This window comes from Glaciimonas sp. Gout2, from assembly GCF_035018905.1.
Taxonomy (GTDB): domain Bacteria; phylum Pseudomonadota; class Gammaproteobacteria; order Burkholderiales; family Burkholderiaceae_D; genus Glaciimonas.
In genome coordinates this window covers 95,352-115,226 of sequence record NZ_JASJXA010000010.1, presented here as the reverse complement: position 1 = coordinate 115,226, position 19,875 = coordinate 95,352, and the positions used below count along the sequence as shown (strand labels likewise).

The 19,875-nt window shown below is 48.9% G+C and carries 20 protein-coding genes and 1 tRNA gene; 3 read left to right on the top strand and 18 right to left on the bottom strand.

Going from position 1 to position 19,875, the window contains the following annotated elements:
- Nucleotides 1–110: 110 nt before the first annotated feature.
- The 6 genes from QN379_RS09660 to petA form a co-directional block, all read right to left on the bottom strand.
- A tRNA-Thr gene (locus QN379_RS09660) sits at nt 111–186 on the bottom strand.
- Between the two features lie 25 nt (nt 187–211).
- Complete coding sequence (locus QN379_RS09655) at nt 212–721, bottom strand: ClpXP protease specificity-enhancing factor (protein WP_322240236.1); 510 nt, start codon at nt 719–721, stop codon at nt 212–214.
- Nucleotides 722–915: 194 nt separating this feature from the next.
- Complete coding sequence (locus QN379_RS09650; protein ID WP_108442713.1) at nt 916–1,527, bottom strand: glutathione S-transferase N-terminal domain-containing protein; 612 nt, start codon at nt 1,525–1,527, stop codon at nt 916–918.
- 85 nt (nt 1,528–1,612) lie between these two features.
- A complete protein-coding gene (locus QN379_RS09645) occupies nt 1,613–2,377 on the bottom strand; it encodes a cytochrome c1 (RefSeq protein ID WP_322233424.1) in 765 nt (254 codons plus the stop codon).
- Between the two features lie 18 nt (nt 2,378–2,395).
- Nucleotides 2,396–3,802 carry a cytochrome bc complex cytochrome b subunit gene (locus QN379_RS09640; protein WP_322240238.1) on the bottom strand — a complete coding sequence of 469 codons (1,407 nt, stop codon included), beginning with the start codon at nt 3,800–3,802 and terminating at the stop codon, nt 2,396–2,398.
- The gene (petA, locus tag QN379_RS09635) at nt 3,802–4,422 is read right to left on the bottom strand and encodes a ubiquinol-cytochrome c reductase iron-sulfur subunit (protein WP_322233426.1); all 621 of its coding nucleotides are present in this window, start codon (nt 4,420–4,422) and stop codon (nt 3,802–3,804) included. Before petA ends, QN379_RS09640 begins: the two co-directional genes overlap by 1 nt.
- A 296-nt stretch (nt 4,423–4,718) precedes the next feature.
- Between petA and mscL the strand changes: the two genes are divergently transcribed.
- The 3 genes from mscL to QN379_RS09620 all read left to right on the top strand — a co-directional run bounded on the left by mscL (nt 4,719) and on the right by QN379_RS09620 (nt 6,733).
- Nucleotides 4,719–5,123: a large conductance mechanosensitive channel protein MscL gene (gene mscL, locus QN379_RS09630; protein WP_323506542.1), complete on the top strand. Its 405-nt coding sequence runs from the start codon at nt 4,719–4,721 to the stop codon at nt 5,121–5,123.
- A 270-nt stretch (nt 5,124–5,393) separates the two neighbouring features.
- Nucleotides 5,394–6,008, top strand: a complete 615-nt coding sequence (locus QN379_RS09625) for an RNA polymerase sigma factor (protein ID WP_322233430.1) — start codon at nt 5,394–5,396, stop codon at nt 6,006–6,008.
- Nucleotides 6,008–6,733, top strand: a complete 726-nt coding sequence (locus QN379_RS09620; protein WP_322233432.1) for an anti-sigma factor domain-containing protein — start codon at nt 6,008–6,010, stop codon at nt 6,731–6,733. The genes QN379_RS09625 and QN379_RS09620 overlap by 1 nt, the downstream gene beginning before the upstream one ends.
- Before the next feature lie 128 nt (nt 6,734–6,861).
- Here QN379_RS09620 and clsB read toward each other — a convergent pair whose 3' ends face one another.
- The 12 genes from clsB to ubiB all read right to left on the bottom strand — a co-directional run bounded on the left by clsB (nt 6,862) and on the right by ubiB (nt 19,722).
- Nucleotides 6,862–8,025: a cardiolipin synthase ClsB gene (gene clsB / locus QN379_RS09615; protein WP_322233434.1), complete on the bottom strand. Its 1,164-nt coding sequence runs from the start codon at nt 8,023–8,025 to the stop codon at nt 6,862–6,864.
- A gap of 166 nt (nt 8,026–8,191) precedes the next feature.
- Entirely contained in the window at nt 8,192–9,010 is an 819-nt protein-coding gene (locus QN379_RS09610) for an endonuclease/exonuclease/phosphatase family protein (RefSeq protein WP_322233436.1), read from the bottom strand.
- 45 nt (nt 9,011–9,055) lie between these two features.
- Nucleotides 9,056–9,523 carry a dihydroneopterin triphosphate diphosphatase gene (gene nudB / locus QN379_RS09605; protein ID WP_322233438.1) on the bottom strand — a complete coding sequence of 156 codons (468 nt, stop codon included), beginning with the start codon at nt 9,521–9,523 and terminating at the stop codon, nt 9,056–9,058.
- Between the two features lie 309 nt (nt 9,524–9,832).
- Entirely contained in the window at nt 9,833–11,638 is a 1,806-nt protein-coding gene (gene aspS / locus QN379_RS09600) for an aspartate--tRNA ligase (RefSeq protein WP_322233440.1), read from the bottom strand.
- Nucleotides 11,639–11,779: 141 nt separating this feature from the next.
- Complete coding sequence (locus tag QN379_RS09595; RefSeq protein ID WP_322233443.1) at nt 11,780–12,403, bottom strand: DUF502 domain-containing protein; 624 nt, start codon at nt 12,401–12,403, stop codon at nt 11,780–11,782.
- A gap of 77 nt (nt 12,404–12,480) precedes the next feature.
- On the bottom strand, nt 12,481–12,891 hold the full coding sequence (locus QN379_RS09590) for an FmdB family zinc ribbon protein (protein WP_322233444.1): 411 nt from the start codon (nt 12,889–12,891) through the stop codon (nt 12,481–12,483).
- Between the two features lie 136 nt (nt 12,892–13,027).
- Nucleotides 13,028–14,110, bottom strand: a complete 1,083-nt coding sequence (locus QN379_RS09585; protein WP_323506541.1) for a spermidine/putrescine ABC transporter substrate-binding protein — start codon at nt 14,108–14,110, stop codon at nt 13,028–13,030.
- 81 nt (nt 14,111–14,191) lie between these two features.
- Nucleotides 14,192–14,995 carry an ABC transporter permease gene (locus QN379_RS09580; RefSeq protein ID WP_322233448.1) on the bottom strand — a complete coding sequence of 268 codons (804 nt, stop codon included), beginning with the start codon at nt 14,993–14,995 and terminating at the stop codon, nt 14,192–14,194.
- Between the two features lie 6 nt (nt 14,996–15,001).
- Nucleotides 15,002–15,937, bottom strand: coding sequence for an ABC transporter permease (locus QN379_RS09575; RefSeq protein ID WP_323506540.1), 936 nt, complete (start codon nt 15,935–15,937; stop codon nt 15,002–15,004).
- Nucleotides 15,934–17,025 (bottom strand): ABC transporter ATP-binding protein, encoded by a 1,092-nt coding sequence (locus QN379_RS09570; RefSeq protein ID WP_322233453.1) that lies wholly within the window; start codon nt 17,023–17,025, stop codon nt 15,934–15,936. Before QN379_RS09570 ends, QN379_RS09575 begins: the two co-directional genes overlap by 4 nt.
- 265 nt (nt 17,026–17,290) lie before the next feature.
- Nucleotides 17,291–17,923 (bottom strand): methyltransferase domain-containing protein, encoded by a 633-nt coding sequence (locus tag QN379_RS09565; protein WP_322233455.1) that lies wholly within the window; start codon nt 17,921–17,923, stop codon nt 17,291–17,293.
- A gap of 218 nt (nt 17,924–18,141) precedes the next feature.
- On the bottom strand, nt 18,142–19,722 hold the full coding sequence (gene ubiB, locus QN379_RS09560; protein WP_322233457.1) for a ubiquinone biosynthesis regulatory protein kinase UbiB: 1,581 nt from the start codon (nt 19,720–19,722) through the stop codon (nt 18,142–18,144).
- Nucleotides 19,723–19,875: the final 153 nt, after the last annotated feature.

Here is a 19,875-nt window from a genome sequence, read left to right as displayed (position 1 = left end):
GATATCGCAGAGGAAAGCTGGTTAAGCCAACAAAATGAGGTTTTGCGGAACAAATGCCGTTTTGCGGAACAAAAGAAAAAGGCCCACATGACTGTGGGCCTTTTAGATATTGGTGCTGGCTGCAGGACTTGAACCCGCCACCCCCTGATTACAAGTCAGGTGCTCTACCAGATGAGCTAAGCCAGCAAATGTGCGAGAACAGAATTATACATTACTTAATTCGCGTTAGGGTGGGTCTTCCACCTTTTTTTGGTGGTTCCGGATCTTTTTCTGGATCAGCGCTATTTTCTTTGTCGCCAGAGTTTGTACTTGGCGATGGAACCGATGTCAATGCAGGAAATCCAGCGCTTGATGCGGGCTTGGTTTGCGCATTTTGATCGTCCGGGTTGACTGGCTTTTGCTCCGCTAACTTGGTTACTTCAAACGCCATGCCTTGTCCGTTTTCACGGGCATAAATCGCGATGACATTTTCTACCGGGACCGAAATTTCACGGGAGACGCCGCCGAAACGTGCATTGAAATTAACGAATTCATTGTCCATTTTAAGGCTGCTGGTCGCCTCGAAACTGATGTTGAGTACGATCTCACCATTTTTTACGAACTGCTGCGGGACGCGCGTGTTGGCATCGACCTTGGCCGCCAGATAAGGGGTGAAGCCGTTGTCGGTACACCATTCGTAAATGGCGCGTAGCAAGTAGGGTTTAGTAGAAGTTTCGGACATCATCAATACGAAGGAAATACAAATGTGAACTGAAGATTTGGTATGTGCGCTAAATCAAGTGCGTAACATGCGATAAAAATAAAGCAAATTACGAGGTAATCTGAAAGATTGGCCAAATACAAAAATCGTGCAGCTGCTGGGCCAGCAACTGCACAATATAACCTATTTTTATACAGGCTATTTAAATCCGTCGATTAACGACGCATTACTTTCTCTGACGGGGTCAGCGCTTCGATGTAGGCTGGACGCGAGAAAATGCGCTCAGCGTACTTCATCAACGGCGCTGCGGTCTTCGACAACTCGATACCGTAGTGATCCAAACGCCATAGTAATGGGGCAATAGCGACATCCAACATCGAGAACTCATCACCCAACATGTACTTGTTCTTTAAGAACAAAGGTGCCAGCGTCGTCAGGCGATCGCGAATTTCTGCGCGTGCGACTTGATGACTTTTTTCTGCGCCCTTGGTTTTTTCATTTTCCAAGACGTGTACGTGAACAAACAATTCTTTTTCAAAATTGAATAACATCAGACGTGCACGTGCGCGCATCAACGGATCGGCTGGCATCAGTTGTGGATGCGGAAAGCGCTCATCAATGTATTCGTTGATGATATTCGACTCATACAAAATCAGATCGCGCTCAACCAAAATAGGCACTTGGCCGTATGGGTTCATCGTCGAGATATCTTCCGGCTTGTTGAATAGATCAACATCACGGATTTCAAAGTCCATGCCTTTCTCAAACAAAACGAGACGGCAACGTTGCGAAAATGGGCAGGTTGTACCTGAATAGAGAACCATCATTTTATAGTTCCTTAAAAACAAAGGGGTGAGGCGCGGTACGGCTCACCCGAAAACGCATACCCGCAAAAACGCGAGCATGAAATTGTTATTTCACTTCTTTCCAGTACGACGCATTTAGACGCCATGCCACGACGAAAAATAATCCGAGGAAGAGTAGAACCCATACACCCAGACGCTTACGCGTGTTTTGTGTTGGCTCGCCCATCCATTCAAGATATGACACTAGGTTAGCAACTGCAACGTCATACTCCAAACGTGTCATTTTTCCTGGTGTGACTTGCTCGAACTTAGAAAACTTATGTTCAATTTTGCCTTCTTCTTCGGGGTCCTTGACGTCTTCGAACTTGGCAGTACGAATACCTTCCAACTCCCACAACACGTGTGGCATTGCGACATTGGGGTATACCATGTTGTTCCAGCCAGTTGGACGCGTATCATCCTTGTAGAAAGTACGCAGATAGGTATAGAGCCAATCCGGACCAGAACCTGCCTCAGACGCTTTAGCACGCGCAATCACCGACAAATCCGGTGGTGCGGCGCCAAACCATTCTTTGGCATCCTTCGGCGACATGGCGACGTGCATCAAATCACCCACTTTGTCGCTTGTAAACAGCAAGTTGGCTTTGATCTGATCTTCGGTCAATCCGATATCGCGCAGACGGTTATAACGCATCGACGACGCAGAGTGGCAATTCAAGCAATAGTTAACAAATAGCTTGGCACCACTTTGCAGAGCCGACATGTCTTTGGTGCGATCCGGTGCCTTATCGAGCGGATAACCGCCTTCGCTGGCAAAAGCCAACGCTGGCAGCAGCACAAGAGTCGCAATCAAACTTTTTAGCAATTTCATGTATGTCCTCTTTACGACTTAATGCGGATGATAAGTAACGCGATCAGGCACTTGCTTGAACGTGCCCATTGCGCTCCACCATGGCATCAACAGGAAGAAGCCAAAGTAAATGAAAGTACAAACCTTCGACACCACTCCCCCCAAGGCCGATGGCGGTTGTACGCCAAGGTATCCGAGAATCACAAAAGTAATCCCGAACAAGATGTAGACATATTTATGCCAGTCAGGACGATAACGTATCGACTTGACCTTTGAGTGATCCAACCATGGCAATCCGGCCAGAATGACAACCGATACGCCCATCGCAACTACACCGAAGAATTTTGCATCAAGGACAAACATCGCCACAATGATTGCCAAACCGATCACCGTTGCAATGAGTTTTACAATCGATGTAAGACTCGACCGCAACCATATCAAAGCAACAAAAGCAGCAATGCCGGCTTGCAGGTAAATAATAAAGTCGGATGTCACTGCGCGCAAAATCGAATAATACGGCGTGAAGTACCAAACTGGTGCGATATGCGGCGGCGTTTTCAGCGAGTCAGCAGGAACAAAGTTGTTGTACTCAAGGAAGTAACCGCCCATTTCCGGGCCGAAGAACACGACTGTACTAAAGACAATCAGGAACACAGCAACTGCCATGACATCATGTACCGAGTAGTAAGGATGGAACGGAATACCATCCAGCGGAATACCATTGGCATCCACAGTGTCTTTGATTTCAACACCATCCGGATTATTTGATCCAACTTCATGCAACGCAATGATATGCGCAACAACGAGGCCAATCAATACCAGAGGAATAGCAATCACATGGAACGCGAAGAAGCGATTCAGGGTTGCATCTGAGACAACGTAATCACCACGAATCCATAACGACAAATCAGGACCGATAAACGGGATTGCACCGAACAAGTTGACGATAACTTGCGCGCCCCAATAGGACATTTGGCCCCATGGCAACAAATAGCCCATGAATGCTTCGCCCATCAGACACAAGAAAATACCGACGCCGAATAGCCAGACCAGTTCACGCGGTTTGCGATAAGAGCCGTACATCAGGCCACGCACCATATGTAGATAGACGACGATGAAAAATGCCGATGCACCGGTCGAGTGCATGTAACGCACTAACCAGCCCCACGGCACATCACGCATGATGTACTCAACAGAAGCAAATGCCAGCGTTGCGTCCGGTTTGTAGTGCATGACCAGAAAAATGCCGGTTACGATCTGAATCACTAATACTAACAACGCAAGCGAACCGAAGGCGTACCAAAAGTTAAAGTTCTTAGGTGCGTAGTATTCGGAAAGATGAGCCTTCCAGGTGGAAGTGAGCGGAAAACGGGAATCAACCCAGTTCAACGCTTTGTCGGCAATCGGCGCATTAGCCGGTAGCTTCTTTTCGTGGAATGCCATGATTAAGCCTCACCTTTCTCGTCTTTACCAATCAGAATCCTGGTATCCGACAAATACATATGACGCGGAACATCAAGATTGTTTGGAGCAGGCTTGTTCTTAAATACACGGCCAGCCAAATCGAAAGTCGAGCCATGGCATGGACATAGGAAACCACCTTCCCAGTCATCTGGCAGCGAAGGTTGTGCACCTGGCGCGAACTTGGATGACGGCGAGCAACCGAGATGCGGGCAAATACCAACCAGCACCAATGTGGATTCATGGCCGACGTGACCACGATTATTTGCTTTGTTTTTACAATAGTCGGGAAGATCCATTGTATAGGGCTTGAGCGATTCCGGATCGGCGACTTCAGAAGCGGTATGTTCGAGTCCCTTCATTTGCTCCGGCGTACGTTTCATGATCCACACTGGCTTACCGCGCCATTCGAACACTTTCATCTCTCCGGGGTTAATACCGGAAATATCTACTTCTACTGGTGCTCCTGCGGCTTTAGCGCGCTCAGACGGCTGGAAGGTAGACACAAAGGCCCCCGCTGTGGCCAAACCTGCCACACCACCCACCGCACACGTAGCGACGAGCAAACCACGTCGACTTGAATCGACCTGCTTTTCGATACTCATACCAACCCCAATCAGTCAAAATACGAAACCTGCATGAAACTTCTAGCAACCCTAGATTATAACGAAGCTGACCGCTGTTTTAAAGGAAATAGATACTTTGTCACTTAAATTCACGGAACTTTTTTTTATTTCTAAGTAGAAATGGCAAAATCGGCCTGACTTTTCCCCTCTGAAACATGGTTTTGCCGCAGCATAGCGGTGTATATGGCAAAAAAGTCACATTCTGATAACCCACCAAGTTCTCAACGCGATATAAAATAGCACTTTATTAAAAGATTATCCGGGAGAAACCCATCATGAGCATGCTTGAAGAATTTAAGGCATTTGCAGTCAAGGGGAACGTGATTGATCTTGCTGTCGGTGTGATTATTGGCGGAGCCTTCGGAAAAATTGTGGATTCTCTAGTGCAGGACATAATCATGCCGATTATCGGCAGGATTTTTGGCGGCCTCGACTTTTCTAATTACTACGTCGCCCTGAACGGGCAGGCAGCGTCGATGACATTAGTCGAAGCGAAAAAAGCTGGCGCTGTATTGGCGTATGGCAATTTCATCACTATTTTGCTGAACTTCCTTATCTTAGCCTTCATCATTTTTCAGATGGTACGATTGGTCAACAAGGTCAGAACCGCAACGCCACCCGCTGCTGATCCTGAAAGCACCCTGTTGCTAAGAGAAATTCGCGACTCTCTCAAAAAATAAATTGCGCAAGACACAATCCCTTGCTCAACTGATCCTTCAATTATTTTGAAGCGCGCTGATTTAAAGCCCGTTGCATTGACGGGCTTTTTATTGGGAACAAAAGGAAAAGTACAGATACAAAAACAACAGTGAAAAGTTGCCGCGTGAACAAGTTTGCGCTAACCTATTCCTCAGAAAGTCTCATCAACACGCACTTTAATAATTCCTGATTGCTCCGTAAAGGGCTGTTACCTTGTCCAGGCGTACCTCCGGATATTAAGCACATGCTGAATGACCCAATATCTTGCGAAGGAAATCGAATTGTCTTCTACTGAACTACAACCGGCGCAACTGAAAATCTGGCTTGCCGCCGTTGCCCAAAAAGACGCCAGCGCCTTCCGTTCTCTCTACGACGCAACATCATCGAAACTGTTTGGCTTCGCGCTACGTATATTAGTTAAGCGTGAAGCGGCAGAAGAGGTTTTACAAGAAAGTTTCATCAACATTTGGAACAGTGCCGGTAGTTATCAACCCGGCCTTGCGGCTCCCATGACGTGGATGACGACAATCGTACGCAATAAAGCCTTCGATATTTTGCGCCGCACTGACCATGACGTTGAAATTGATGCGGATACTTTTGACAAAGAGGTCATTACCGCCATGGAAAGTGCAGATCCAACGCCGTTAGAAGCGCTGCAGCTGAGCGCCGATTCAAAAGCGCTCGCGGGCTGCCTGGCAAAACTCGAGGGCTTGCACCGACAAGCGATAGCACTATCTTTTTTTCATGATCTCTCGCACAGCGAGGTAGCAGATCAAATGAAGCTCCCCATCGGGACCATTAAAACTTGGATCCGGCGAGGATTAGAGCGATTACGGACCTGCCTAGGCAAGCTGGAGCAAAATTAATGAATATTCTTCAAAACCAAGCATTATTAGAGAAGTTAGCAGCAGAGTTTGTGCTTGGCACACTGCGCGGCGGGGCACGCCGACGCTTTGAAAGCTATTTGCTCGACAGTGCAGCGCTGCGACTGACGGTGGCGGAATGGCAAGACCGTTTGTATCCAATGGCAGAAATGACTCCGGCGAGTAAGCCATCGGTAAGCGTATGGCTCACCATTGAAAAACGCCTTGGACTACAAATACTCGCAGCGCGCAAACGCAAAGCATCATTCTGGCTATCACTACGAGAAGATCTGAGTTTCTGGCGCGGGCTTGGCTTGGTGTCTACCACCGCAGCTTTGATTTTGGTATCGCTGCTAATGACTAAACAACTGGCACCCATTCCGGTTGCACCGGTCACGTCTTACGTCGCGATGTTGAGCGATGATAAAGCAACACCCATTGCCGTGGTGACTGCGGCACAGAATGGTCAGATGGTTGTGAAAGTGATCGCAGCGCAATCGGTGGCGGCTGATAAGAGTCTCGAATTGTGGGCGGTTCCAAAAGAGGGTCCACCACGTTCGCTGGGTCTGGTTGCAGCCAATGGCAGTGTGACATTGCCTCTACCTGCGAATGCTACGCCACAATCGATACCAATATTGGCTGTAACGTTGGAGCCAAAAGGAGGCTCACCGAATCCAAACGGACCAACAGGACCGGTCGTATTCAAGGGAGCGTGGGTTCAAATATAAGCGAGTTAGTTAGCGCCGTATCGTAAGATGCAGCGTTAATTCACCTACATAATTTGATGAGCGATCAGGCCCGAATGAGGCTGAGGGATAAAAATGAGGACCGAACGATTGTTCGGTCCTTTTGCTTTTTAGTGATTATTACCTATCGTCATAATTCTCATCGCAAAGCGATAGACGAAAAAAGCTGATCCGTACCACAGCCGCCGACTCCACGATCTGTGCCCGAATTCAGCTGATTGCACCTCTACACCATCCGCGATACCCGCTTCGATTTTCTGGCGCAACAAATCTGCAAATTTTGCATCTCGAATGACGACATTCGCCTCCTGATTCACCAATAGACTCAAACCGTCGTAATTACTCGATCCCACGGTGGCCCATTCGTCATCCACCACAGCGACTTTAGCGTGTAGCGCGGTCTTGCGATATTCGACGATTCTGACGCCCGCTTTGAGTAACTTGGGATAATACGAGTGCGTCACCGCATCCTGCAGACGATAATGTCCGACGCCGAGTAGCAAAGTCACCTTGACACCGCGCTGTGCAGCAGAAACTAAGGCCTGGCGTAATTTACGGCCCGGTGCAAAGTAAGGATTCGCTAACAAAGCGCTTTCGCGTGCATGCCCCAATGCTTGCATGTAAGCACGTTGAATCGTTCGTCGATTGCGTAAATTGTCGCGAATGACTAACCCTGCCGATGCGGCCCCATGCGACGCCATGTTTATCTTTACGCGTGCACGCTTAAACTCATCCCACCGTGCACGTAATTTTATCCCACCCATACGCATCCATTGTGCCTCCAATTCGGCATGTATTGTTGGCACAAGAGGCCCCACAATGCGGATAGAAAAATCCCAGCGCGGGGCAGGCAATGGCAAATGTCGCGCATCATCGGTGAACATATCGTCATTAATATTAATGCCGCCGACGAACGCGATCTGGTGATCGACCACGCACAATTTACGATGAGTGCGCACCACCCCGCGACGGAACCAAGGGTTAAAGATGCGATGTTTGATGGGCGTGCCAAGAAACTCTTCCGTTAATAAAGTGTTATGTGCACGCCCAGTGCCAAGCCAGTCGGTCACCACTCTGACCGCAACGCCTCTTTTTGCTGCTTCCATCAACGCCGCCTTAACCCGTTGGGCGGTGGCATCGGCCGCAAAAATATACGTTTCCAGATAGACCTCGTCGCGCGCGCCATTAATGGCCGCGATTAAAGCCGGGAAAAATTCCGCGCCACTTTGCAACAGGTCAATATGATTGTCAGCGGTAAAATTTACCGCGCGCATAGGCTACACAAAAAACAGATCGTCATGAGATATGCCGGTTAAGGGTTATGCGCTACATTATTGACGACATTCACGACGATATTGCCGCTCATTAGCTTTGATGATTTGCTTGGGATTGGTTTGGTATTGCCTTGACATTAGTCCTGCAATACCGACGATAAAGAGTCTACTTCAACCGTAACGTCGCCACAATCGGAGCGTGATCCGATAACTTAGCCCACGCCGGTCCATGTAATACATGTGCTGATTCTACGGCAAAGCCGCGTAGATAGATGCGATCCAGGCGCAGCCAAGGAAGCGCGGCAGGAAATGTGCGGGCCGGTTTAATTTTGGCGGTGGACGCCGATTTGATGCCTGGCTCGCGTCCCATCAGTTTACGTAAATAATATCCCACCCCGTGCGCCGCAATCCGCTCGTCAAAAATCTCCGAGACACCGAGACGCACGCGCAACAATTCACTTAGTCGATTTCCCCAATCATTGAAGTCACCGGCAATAATCAATGGCGCATCTGGCGGTGACGAACTACGCACCGCCTCGATTAATGCCGCCGTTTGTCGGCGCCGACCGCCGCCAAACAAACCCAAATGAACGACGTAACAATGGACGTCTGCCTGAGGGGTTTTTATCACGCAATGCAAAATGCCACGCGCCTCGTATGCATGATCCGACACATCCTGATTGGTCTGCGAAGCAATCTCAAAGCGACTTAATAATGCATTTCCGTGATGACCATGGTCATACACTGCATTCATTCCATACGCAGCATGATGAGAATCACCAGCGAGAAAGTCTTGCTGGGATTGTTCCGGCCAATGAGCGGAGTGACGCGCAGCCATTAAATCATGCCGCCCTTGCACTTCTTGCAAGAAGAAGACGTCGGCCTCCATCAATGCCAGCGCTTGCTTTAGAGCATGGACACGTGGACGACTTCCGATAGAGGAGACGCCTTTGTGGATGTTATAGGTCGCAATTCGTATTTTCATCGCTTTTGATCCACGTGAAATAAAAGCGTCATAGCGCGGAAACAACTACCTTTTAACATCCCGTAGTCGGTGAGGAAGTTGCAATATCGCCTCTGCGTTTGATGGAGAAAAACACAAGTCCGCAGCCTCTCTGTGCGGCATCCAGCGATACTCGACATGTTCGCGCGGTGCTAAAACAATATGAATTTCTGCAGGCACTTCGAGACTAAAAACGTGCTCAGTGTTAGTGGTCACACCCGGCGCATAACGATGACGCCACATAGGATAAATGTCATAGACGTTGGAAAGTTGCCAGTCACGTAAATGCGACATTGGTACCTGACCATCGGACACAATAATGCCCGTTTCTTCGGCTACCTCACGAATGGCAGTCTGAACCAAAGACTCGTCAGGCGTATCTTTAGATCCGGTCACAGATTGCCAAAAATCGACGTTATCGGTGCGCGAAATCATTAAAACCTGCAAATCAATCGTATGGATGACAACAAGAACAGATTCGGGAATTTTATCCATGCACACACTATAAAAATAGCAAACAATTATTGAGGAACAATATAAGAAGCCAGACCGGATGGCACACGTTTTTTTATCATCCATTAATCTACCAAGTCGGCCGACTAATACGGACGACCATGGAACATAAAAAACAGATGGTGTTGCTAAGAATAAAGCCCGTTTCAATCACAAATTCGGACCTAAACCTTACTATAGACTGATTTGATCGAGACATAAAAAAAGCGCGGAAAACCGCGCTTTTGAATACTATCTATTGTACAAGCGACTCACTCTTAATAAACAAAGTTGATCGCACGGCAGTCAACCTTAAGAAACCACTTTGGCTTCTGGCGCACGCAGACGAATGTGTAGTTCTTTCAACTGTTTTTCTTCAACTACCGATGGCGCCTGAGTTAACAGACATTGTGCCCGCTGGGTTTTTGGAAAAGCGATCACATCGCGAATAGATTCGGCACCGGTCATCATGGTGACGATACGATCCAGGCCGAAGGCCAGACCACCATGCGGAGGCGCGCCGTATTGCAACGCGTCTAACAAGAAACCGAACTTCAGTTGCGCTTCTTCCGCATCAATCTTCAACGCGCGGAAGACTTTACTTTGCACTTCAGCACGATGGATACGGATTGATCCGCCGCCTAGTTCCCAACCGTTCAATACCATGTCATAGGCTTTAGCAATACACTTGCCTGGATCGGTTTCAAGATAGTCTTCATGACCATCTTTTGGGGCCGTGAACGGATGATGGCAAGCACTCCAACGCTCGCCAGCTTCGTCGTATTCAAACATTGGGAAGTCAACCACCCATAGCGGACGCCATGTATCGTCAAACAGGCCGACCTTTTTACCGAACTCGCTATGACCGATCTTGACGCGCAATGCACCGATAGCGTCGTTGACCACTTTCGCCTTGTCAGCACCAAAGAAAATCAGATCGCCATCTTGCGCGCCGGTTTGCGCAAGAATTTGCGCCAATGCGACGTCGTGCAAGTTTTTGACGATAGGCGATTGCAAGCCATCGCGGCCCTTAGCGGTTTCGTTAACTTTGATATACGCCAAACCACGTGCCCCATAAATAGCAACGAATTGCGTGTAAGCATCAATTTCGGAGCGCGGCATGGCAGCGCCACCGGGAACGCGCAAACCAACCACGCGACCGTTTTCCATATTGGCAGCGCCCGAGAATACTTTGAAATCAACATCCTTCATGACCGCGGTCAGGTCCGTGAATTCGAGCTTCACGCGCATATCCGGCTTGTCGGAACCGTACATTGCCATTGCAGTGGCAAAGTCCATCACAGGGAACGGATTTGGCAAATCGATATCTAGTGCGTTCTTGAATACCAGGCGGATCATGCCTTCGAACATATCGCGGATTTCTTGCTCGGACATGAACGATGTTTCGCAATCGATCTGCGTAAATTCAGGCTGGCGATCGGCGCGTAAATCTTCGTCGCGGAAGCATTTTACAATTTGATAATAGCGGTCAAAGTTTGCCACCATCAACAATTGCTTAAACAATTGCGGCGATTGCGGCAGCGCGAAGAAATGGCCTGCGTTCACGCGCGACGGGACCAGGTAATCACGCGCGCCTTCTGGCGTTGACTTGGTCAACATCGGCGTTTCGATATCAATGAAGCCGTTTGCATCCAAAAATTTACGCACTTCCATCGTTACTTTGTAACGCAGGCGCAGATTGTTTTGCATTTGGGGACGACGCAAATCCAGCACCCGATGCGTCAGACGTGTGGTTTCCGACAGATTGTCGTCATCCAACTGGAACGGCGGCGTCACGGACGCATTCAGCACTTCCAGCGTATGGGCCAATACTTCGATTTGGCCCGACTTCAGGTTTTTGTTGACGGTGCCGTCTGGACGGTTACGCACCACACCAGTGATACGCAGGCAAAACTCATTGCGCACGACTTCGGCATTTTTGAAAACATCTACGCGATCAGGATCACACACAATTTGCACAAGACCTTCGCGGTCGCGCAAGTCGATAAAAATCACGCCGCCATGGTCGCGACGACGATGTACCCAGCCGCACAGGCTGACGGTCTGATCGAGAAGTGCCTCGGTGGTGAGGCCGCAATAGTGGGTTCGCATGGACATATTCAATTCTTCCGAAGTTCAGGTGTTAAGTTCAATGTTACTGAGAGTAACTATCAGTGGGTCTTGGGGTCTTGTTTGCGTCTGCGGTGCGTCTATTTTTACTTGCAACAGTCAATAAACCGTCATAGCGCATCGAATCGTCTAAACAGGATCATTAATGCGTTTTTTTTCTACATGATCAGGCGGTGATACGACGCCCATCGAAATGATGTATTTCAGTGCTTCGTCAACGCTCATACTCAGCTCTACTGTATCGGCACGCGGCACCATCAGAAAAAATCCTGAAGTTGGATTCGGGGTCGTCGGTATATACACACTGACGTAATCACCTTCCAGATGATTTTTTACATCACCGCCAGGAACGCCGGTCAGGAATGCGATGGTCCATGATCCCCGACGCGGATATTCCACCAACAATGCCTTGCGGAAAGCATTTCCTGAGGATGAAAATAACGTATCTGATACTTGCTTGACGCTGGAATAAATCGAGTTGACGACCGGAATGCGCGTTAATACTGCTTCCCACAACGCCACGACCTGACGCCCAATAAAGTTGTGCGTTGCCAATCCCGTGAAGAATATGATCAACAACGTCAAAATAGTGCCGAGACCGGGAATATTAAAGCCTATCAGCGCTTTTGGACGCCACTCTACCGGTAGGAACAATAATGACTGATCCATTGTTCCAATGATCAGATTCAGTACCCATAGCGTAATCGCCAGAGGAACCAAAACCAGTAAACCGGTAATGAAATATTTGCGCATGGTTTTCTTCAACGGGGCGAACCGCGATTGGCAGTTCGGCCCAAGACAGTTTAGTTAAAATTCGTGCCGCAGCGCTGTCAGGTCGCCGTGGAAGAGGATGTTTTGCTGGCTGTGGTATTGCCAGCGCTCGTACTTGTAGTACTTCCACTACTTGCACTTGCCGCAGTGCTAGCCGGTGCACTATTCGATGACGCTGGAGCGCTGGTCGATGCCGCCGCCGCTGGCGTCGCCGCAACCGCGCTATCGGTAGCAGTTGAAGTGCCGCCTTCCTCGCTCGCGCCGGTCGCTGATTTGCCAGTCGCCGCACCGCCGCGGAAATCGGTGACGTACCAACCCGTCCCTTTTAGCTGAAAACCGGCAGCAGTCACTTGTTTCTTGAAGGACTCTTGATGGCATGTTGGGCACACAGTTAGCTGCGCGTCCGACATTTTTTGCAATACATCTTTAGCAAAACCACAAGCTTCGCAGCGATAGGCGTAAATTGGCATGGTAAAACTCCGCGAAAAGCGTGTAAAACCCTGAATTATAAAGGTTTTTGCGGAATCCACACCGTTACGCTACTACAGGAGTTATATCTGCTCAGCATGAAAGGTCTCTCTTGTGCGCGTAGAACAGATAAACGGCTCAACGGGCGCGAATTTCAGTCCACAAGCGGTTCAATGCGCGGCGCTGTTTGCCATCAAGATCCTTCAACATTTCCAATTTAGCAACTGTGGCCTTTGTCGGGAAAATCGCTGTATTTTTTGCAATTTCGGGATTGATGTATTGTGCGGCCTCAGCATTCGGATTGCCGGTTCCGATCAAATTGGTCAATTCGGCTGCATTTTTTCCATCTAGCATAAAGTTAATAAACTTCAGCGCCAGATCTGGACGCGGCGCATCCTTGTGGATCACCATGCTGTCGAGCGCCAATACTGCACCTTCTTTTGGCAATGCCGCCCGAATACGGAATTTTCGACCGGCCTTCTGAGCGTCTACATCAGCTTGAAAAATATCACTCGAATAACCATGCACTACCCACACGTTCCCAACGGTGAGTTCCTTGATATAACTACTTCCATTGAACGCCGCCCAATACGGTTTTGCGCGCAGAATCACATTCTTCGCCTCCTCCCAATGCTTTTCGTCTGTATCGTTAGCAGAATAGCCACGATATTTCATGGCGGCTGCGATCAACTCATTGGCAGAATCCAGGACGGTCACTTTGCCTTTGATCTTGGCCAGAATGGCGGGATCAAAAATAGTCGCCCAACTATCGACCGGAATACCCAGTTCTTTTATTTTTTGCTCGTTGTAGCCCAACAACGTGATCGTATAAGCATAAGGCACTGAATAAACATTGCCCTTATCGAAATCCTTATTCATGTATGCCGAATTCATATTCTTCAAATTCGGCAGTTGCGATTTATCTAAAGGCTTCAACGCCTTTTGCTTGATCAAAGCATCCAGCGCATTTCCGGTGGGCACAATAATGTCATAACCCTTGGCTCCTGCCGCAAGCTTAGCCAGCATTTCTTCATTGTCACCATAGTAAGTCTGCACCACTTTGCATTTACAAGAGGCTTCAAAGCGCTGCACGGTTTCAGGCGCGATATAGTTATTCCAGTTATACAAATGCAATTCGTCGGCCGCTTGCGCTGAAACAGCCGTAGTGACACCGGCAATACTGACAACGAGCAGCGCTAACATGGAAAACAATTTTTTCATGGCAATCCTTGAGGAATGATGATGTGGATGAAATTAAGAAGGCAATAAAGCACGCAATTGAGCACGCAAATGGGTACGCAATTAAGACGACGAGCGCAGTGCGCTAGGAGCTAACTTCGCAGCCACAATAATAAGAAATAGCGTCAGCACCATTAACAGGGTTGAGACCGCATTCACTTCGGGCGTAACCGCAATCTTGATCATGGAATAAATTTGTAACGGCAACGTTGAGGCATTCGCACCCGCGGTAAAAAAAGTGATGACAAAATCATCGATTGACAACGTAAACGCCATCAACGCGCCAGCTAGAACGCCGGGCATAATTAACGGAAGCGTCACCAGACGGAAAGCCTGAAGCGGTGTCGCACCACAATCCCGTGCCGCTTCAGTCAGGCTTTCATCCATACCAGACAAGCGCGAGCGCACCACGATAGCGACAAAACCAATACAGAAGGCAATATGCGCTAACGTGATCGATACCAACCCTAACGTGATATTGAGCATTACAAAGAAAATCAGCAGCGACACGCCAATAAGGATTTCGGGAATCGCAATCGGCGTCAGCACCAATAAAGGCAGTAACTTCAACTTATACCGGTGCATCGCAAAACCAGCCATCGTTCCAAGCACTGTCGCGACTGCGCTTGAAACCAGGGCAATCATCAGCGAGTTTCCGGCAGCGCTTAACATCTCGTGGTCATTAAACAGCTTGCGATACCAATCAAAAGTGAATCCGACCCATTCTGCGTTGAGTTGGGAGTCATTAAATGAATACACCATCACAATAATCAACGGCACGTACAAAAAACCAAATACCAACACCGCTACTGCCCATAACGCGATGGTGCGTTTATTGATGCCATCAAGTCGATGAACATTCACCATATTTTTCTATCCTTGTCGTCTTGGTCTTGATGCGAGCATAGCCACGCCCGCCACCGCTAGTGCGGCGACCGTCAACACAATCGACAACACGCTCCCAAATGGCCAATCGCGGGTTTCCAAAAATTGTTGCTTGATGACATTACCAATCATCATGCCGCCTGTTCCGCCAAGTATGTCCGACACCGCAAAAATCCCCAACGCCGGAATGAAAACCAGCGCCGCGCCAGCATAAACACCGGGTAGCGATAACGGAAAAGTAATCCGCCAAAAACGCTGCCACGCCGACGCACCCAAATCCTGCGCGGCGTCCAGCAATGCCGGATCATGTTTTTCCAAATTAGCATAGAGCGGCAAGACCATGAAAGGTAAGTGAACATAGACCAGACCAACGATCACCGAAAACGCGGTAAATAACAGCGTCACCGGCTGCACGCCAACCAATCCCAATACGTAATTGAGCGCACGGGTCAAACCCGATTGCGGCCCCAAAATAATCATCCAGGCGTATACCCGGATCAAAAAATTACTCCAGAATGGCAGGATCACCAACAGAATCAATAAATCGCGATATTTTTTGGCGCTTCGGGCGATGAGTATCGCCACCGGATACGCCATGATCAGACAGCAAAAAGTGGTGATCAATGCGTACATCAAGGATTTCAAAAAAATCGCTGTATAGATAAAGTCGGACGCAAACCGCGTATAGCTTTCGATCGTCAGATTAAGCTTACCCGCCGCGTCGAAGATGGGTTCTAGTCCACCGTAATCGCCAGCGTAGCGAAACGATGCAAACACCATGATCAGGCTAGGAATCGCAAAAAATATCAGCAGATAGACCAACGGCGGCCCGCTAATCAACCAGCGTGCTAATCGTCCGCGCGGGCTTGGGCTTGGGCTTGGGCTTGGGCGTGGTGACGGTAACAAGGGTACGGCCTCACTCATACAGAATCATACAAAAAATGTCCTGCCTCGAAACTCCACGCCACATCAACAGCATCGCCGACTTCAAAGAACTTGGCGCGCCCGGCAGCCGAATTGGCTAGCAGTGCTTCTATCGCCGCCCCACCTTCGGTTTGCACAATGTAGACCGTCACGTCACCGAGATATAGAAGTTCTTTCACGTAGCCCTTAAAATGATTTTCCGCACTGTGCCCGCTAACTGCGGCACTGATTAGAATCTTTTCGGGGCGCAACGCCAGCGTTCCTTTTCGACCAATCACCGCATCAGGTGGTAACGCTGCCGTGACTTGACCCAGTCCCGCGACATCAAGATGCATCGTGGCTTCGTCGATGCTCTCGATAACACCATCTAATAAATTACATGTGCCAATAAAATCGGCAACAAAACGGGTTTTGGGATAACTATAGATGCGTGATGGCTCGTCCAACTGCTCAACTTGACCGTGATTCAAGACCGCGATGCGATGCGACAAGGCCAATGCTTCGGTTTGGTCGTGGGTTACATAGACAAAGGTAATACCCACTTCTTTTTGCAAATTGATGAGTTCAATCTGCATCTGCTCGCGCAACTTCGCGTCCATCGCTGACAACGGTTCGTCCAGCAACAGCAATTTCGGTCGGGATACAAGCGCACGCGCGACCGCGACACGCTGCCGCTGACCACCAGACAATTCGTGCGGGTAGCGCGCACCAAAACCGACCAGCCGCACATCTTCCAGCGCTTCAACTACTTTTTGTTTGATTTCTGCTGGCGGAAGTTTTGCCATTTTTAACGGGAAGGCGATATTAGCGCTCACCGTCATGTGTGGGAACAACGCGTAATTCTGAAACACGGTGCAGACAGGACGTTGCTCGGGCGGAATGCCTACGAGATCAACGCCATCCAGCATTATTTGGCCCGCATTGGGTAAATCGAACCCGGCGATCATGCGAAGTAAAGTGGTTTTGCCGCAACCTGACGGGCCCAGCAACGTAAAGAATTCACCGGCCTCAATCGACAAACTGATGTTATTAACCGCGGTGAAGTCACCGAAGAAGCGACTAACGTTACGAATTTCGAGCAAAGCCATGGATGTTGCCCCGGAAAGCAAAAGCGCAGATTGTAGCAAAAAAGCACTTATTTACGCGAACTTACCATGCCCCGGCAAAGAAATAAGTTTTGCCTCACAGCGTTTTGGTCTGAAGTTCATGCGACCATTAACATTCGCAAGCACGCTCTGTTTTATGACTGTCGCAATGGTTTCCAAAAGCATCCGCACGAAGATAGTGCGACTGCGCCATTAAAGATACATCGGAGAACTAGTCATCCTCGACGCAATCCACCGTTTTGGCTTTCTAAAGACGCCTCCGCCATACTTGCCAGCGCTCTTTATCAACAAATGCCGGAATAGAATCGGTGACAGGATGATCCTCAATCAACTCAAAATACGGTAGCAATAACTGTTCCAAGTCTGGCCGATCAATACCGAAAGGCGGCCCTTTTGGACTATCCCCAAAAAAGAAAAATCCAGCTAGCGTCGCACCCGGCAATAGCAATGCCGCCCAGCGCTCAACGATGGCCGGGCGCATCGCTGGCGGTAACGCGCAGAAAAAAGCCCGTTCGTAGATCAATCCTAAAGGCTTCACCGGATTGAACGTAAAGAAATCGGCTTGGACAACGCGAGAACCCAAACTACCAAGTGTCGCCTGAGCCGCGCTAACCGCCGCTTCAGAAAAATCAATGGCAGTCACATCCCAACCTGCGCTAGCGAAACAGGCAACTTCGTATCCAACGCCACACCCTGGAATCAGCGTCACCGTCGGTACAGATCGATTGATGTAATCCTCCAACGCCGAAGGCACACCGCCTTTATCCCAAGGCGTGAAGGCCGACTGAAAACGTTCACTCCAAAAATCGGGCTTAGCCGAATCACGCGTCGTGAATGATGGAATGCCTGTCGGTGTCTGATTGGATATCGGTGTTGTCATGGCGAAATAATTTCTCAATCAAAAGAGGAACACACAATTAAATGCTGGATAAACGAATCTTTAAATCACATTCTCAAGGTCAATATGTATACCCGCGTTCAATGACTACTTGCGCAGACAAATGCAGCGCTGATAATCACATAATCAAGCGCGACGTTGAAGCGTCAGGTGTAAAGGTGAGACAACCAAACCAGAATTTTCTCCGTCTGAATCTTTTATTAGGCGCCGAAATATAAATATCCCCAACGCTGAAAGATCAGGGTCAGCAATATTCCCCCCATCAATCCACCGCCAAAATACACCAGGATACCGAGTAAATGATTGGTTCTTCTTTGTTCCGCAAGCGCTAATAACAGCAGCTTTTCATCCTGACCTTTAGGTCCATCTACGACTTGAGACAGAACCTGATGTATCAGGCGCGGCAACTGCGGCAATAATTTGCTGTATCGCGGTGCTTCAATTTTCAAATGTTGCACCAAGCCGCGCCAACCTATTTGCTCGCTCATCCAACGCTCAAGATAAGGCTTTGCAGTTTTCCACAAATCCAGTTCGGGGTCTAATTGACGCCCAAGGCCTTCGACGTTCAGAAGCGTCTTCTGCAATAAGACGAGCTGTGGTTGCACTTCTACATTAAAGCGGCGCGAAGTCTGAAACAGTCTTAACAGTACCTGACCGAAAGAAATGTCTTTCAACGGGCGATCAAAAATGGGTTCGCAACAAGCGCGCACTGCCGATTCCAACTCATCCACCCGCGTCTCTTTCGGTGCCCAGCCAGACTCGATATGCGCTTCGGCGACGCGTTTATAATCGCGCTGAAAAAATGCTAGAAAATTTTGTGAGAGATAATCTTTATCAAAATCGTTAAGTGTTCCGACAATGCCGAAATCGAGCGCGATATAACGACCAAATGTAGCGGGCGCAACCGACACTAAAATATTGCCCGGGTGCATATCAGCGTGGAAAAAGCCGTCTCTGAACACTTGCGTGAAGAAAATTTCCACACCATCACTAGATAACTTTTGCATGTCGACACCGGCCGCCCGCAAACGATCCAGCTGCGAAATCGGAATGCCGTGCATGCGCTCCATTACGATGACAGATGATGAGCAATAATCCCAAAACATCTCGGGGACCATTAACAGATCAGAGTCGGCAAAATTCCGGCGTAACTGACTGCCGTTAGCGGCCTCACGCATCAGGTCAAGTTCGTCGTGTAAATACTTATCAAACTCGCCGACCACTTCACGTGCCTTCAGCCGTTTGCCGTCAGCCCATAATTTTTCGACCAGTTCAGCGGCTAAATGCATCAACGCCACATCTTCATCGATAGATTTTTTCATGCCAGGACGCAGCACTTTCACCGCGACCTCGCGTCCATTTTTGAGCATCGCAAAATGAACTTGCGCAATGGAAGCGGAGGCAACAGGTTGGCGATCAAAACTGGCGAAAAGTTGATCTGGATGGGCCTTAAGCGATTTCTGAATTTGTGCGATTGCAAGGTCAGAACTAAACGGCGGTACCCGATCTTGTAAGCCCGCCAGTTCATCGACGATGTCACCCGGCAGCAAGTCGCGGCGAGTCGACAATACCTGACCGAATTTAACGAATATAGGGCCCAACTCTTCGAGCGACTTGCGTAAGCGCTCGCCACGGGGAGCAGACAAATCGCGCCAAAATAACAGCGTATTGATTAACTTAGAAATACGCGGCTTATCAAATCCTGACATCACAATATCGTCTAAACCATAACGAATGGCGACGCGTGCAATTTTTATAACCCGTAAAAATTTTAGAATCATTGGTGCCCGGCCTTCAACATAGTATTTTGCATTTGACCTCTTTCAAAAACTGACGCACGGTACGACGGCTGCACTGTCCAATGTGCTAAGCGGCGCTAGCCATTCTGATACTGGCAATCTTTCTGTTTTTAGAGACCATTCTATTCGCTGCGC

What these genes read in the sequence shown, in the direction of transcription:
- QN379_RS09655 (WP_322240236.1), bottom strand. Translation starts at nt 721, where the DNA reads ATGTCCGAAACTTCTACTAAACCCTACTTGCTACGCGCCATTTACGAA.
- QN379_RS09650 (WP_108442713.1), bottom strand. Translation starts at nt 1,527, where the DNA reads ATGATGGTTCTCTATTCAGGTACAACCTGCCCATTTTCGCAACGTTGC.
- QN379_RS09645 (WP_322233424.1), bottom strand. Translation starts at nt 2,377, where the DNA reads ATGAAATTGCTAAAAAGTTTGATTGCGACTCTTGTGCTGCTGCCAGCG.
- petA (WP_322233426.1), bottom strand. Translation starts at nt 4,422, where the DNA reads ATGAGTATCGAAAAGCAGGTCGATTCAAGTCGACGTGGTTTGCTCGTC.
- mscL (WP_323506542.1), top strand. Translation starts at nt 4,719, where the DNA reads ATGAGCATGCTTGAAGAATTTAAGGCATTTGCAGTCAAGGGGAACGTG.
- QN379_RS09625 (WP_322233430.1), top strand. Translation starts at nt 5,394, where the DNA reads ATGACCCAATATCTTGCGAAGGAAATCGAATTGTCTTCTACTGAACTA.
- QN379_RS09620 (WP_322233432.1), top strand. Translation starts at nt 6,008, where the DNA reads ATGAATATTCTTCAAAACCAAGCATTATTAGAGAAGTTAGCAGCAGAG.
- clsB (WP_322233434.1), bottom strand. Translation starts at nt 8,025, where the DNA reads ATGCGCGCGGTAAATTTTACCGCTGACAATCATATTGACCTGTTGCAA.
- QN379_RS09610 (WP_322233436.1), bottom strand. Translation starts at nt 9,010, where the DNA reads ATGAAAATACGAATTGCGACCTATAACATCCACAAAGGCGTCTCCTCT.
- nudB (WP_322233438.1), bottom strand. Translation starts at nt 9,523, where the DNA reads ATGGATAAAATTCCCGAATCTGTTCTTGTTGTCATCCATACGATTGAT.
- aspS (WP_322233440.1), bottom strand. Translation starts at nt 11,638, where the DNA reads ATGTCCATGCGAACCCACTATTGCGGCCTCACCACCGAGGCACTTCTC.
- QN379_RS09595 (WP_322233443.1), bottom strand. Translation starts at nt 12,403, where the DNA reads ATGCGCAAATATTTCATTACCGGTTTACTGGTTTTGGTTCCTCTGGCG.
- QN379_RS09590 (WP_322233444.1), bottom strand. Translation starts at nt 12,891, where the DNA reads ATGCCAATTTACGCCTATCGCTGCGAAGCTTGTGGTTTTGCTAAAGAT.
- QN379_RS09585 (WP_323506541.1), bottom strand. Translation starts at nt 14,110, where the DNA reads ATGAAAAAATTGTTTTCCATGTTAGCGCTGCTCGTTGTCAGTATTGCC.
- QN379_RS09580 (WP_322233448.1), bottom strand. Translation starts at nt 14,995, where the DNA reads ATGGTGAATGTTCATCGACTTGATGGCATCAATAAACGCACCATCGCG.
- QN379_RS09575 (WP_323506540.1), bottom strand. Translation starts at nt 15,937, where the DNA reads ATGAGTGAGGCCGTACCCTTGTTACCGTCACCACGCCCAAGCCCAAGC.
- QN379_RS09570 (WP_322233453.1), bottom strand. Translation starts at nt 17,025, where the DNA reads ATGGCTTTGCTCGAAATTCGTAACGTTAGTCGCTTCTTCGGTGACTTC.
- QN379_RS09565 (WP_322233455.1), bottom strand. Translation starts at nt 17,923, where the DNA reads ATGACAACACCGATATCCAATCAGACACCGACAGGCATTCCATCATTC.
- ubiB (WP_322233457.1), bottom strand. Translation starts at nt 19,722, where the DNA reads ATGATTCTAAAATTTTTACGGGTTATAAAAATTGCACGCGTCGCCATT.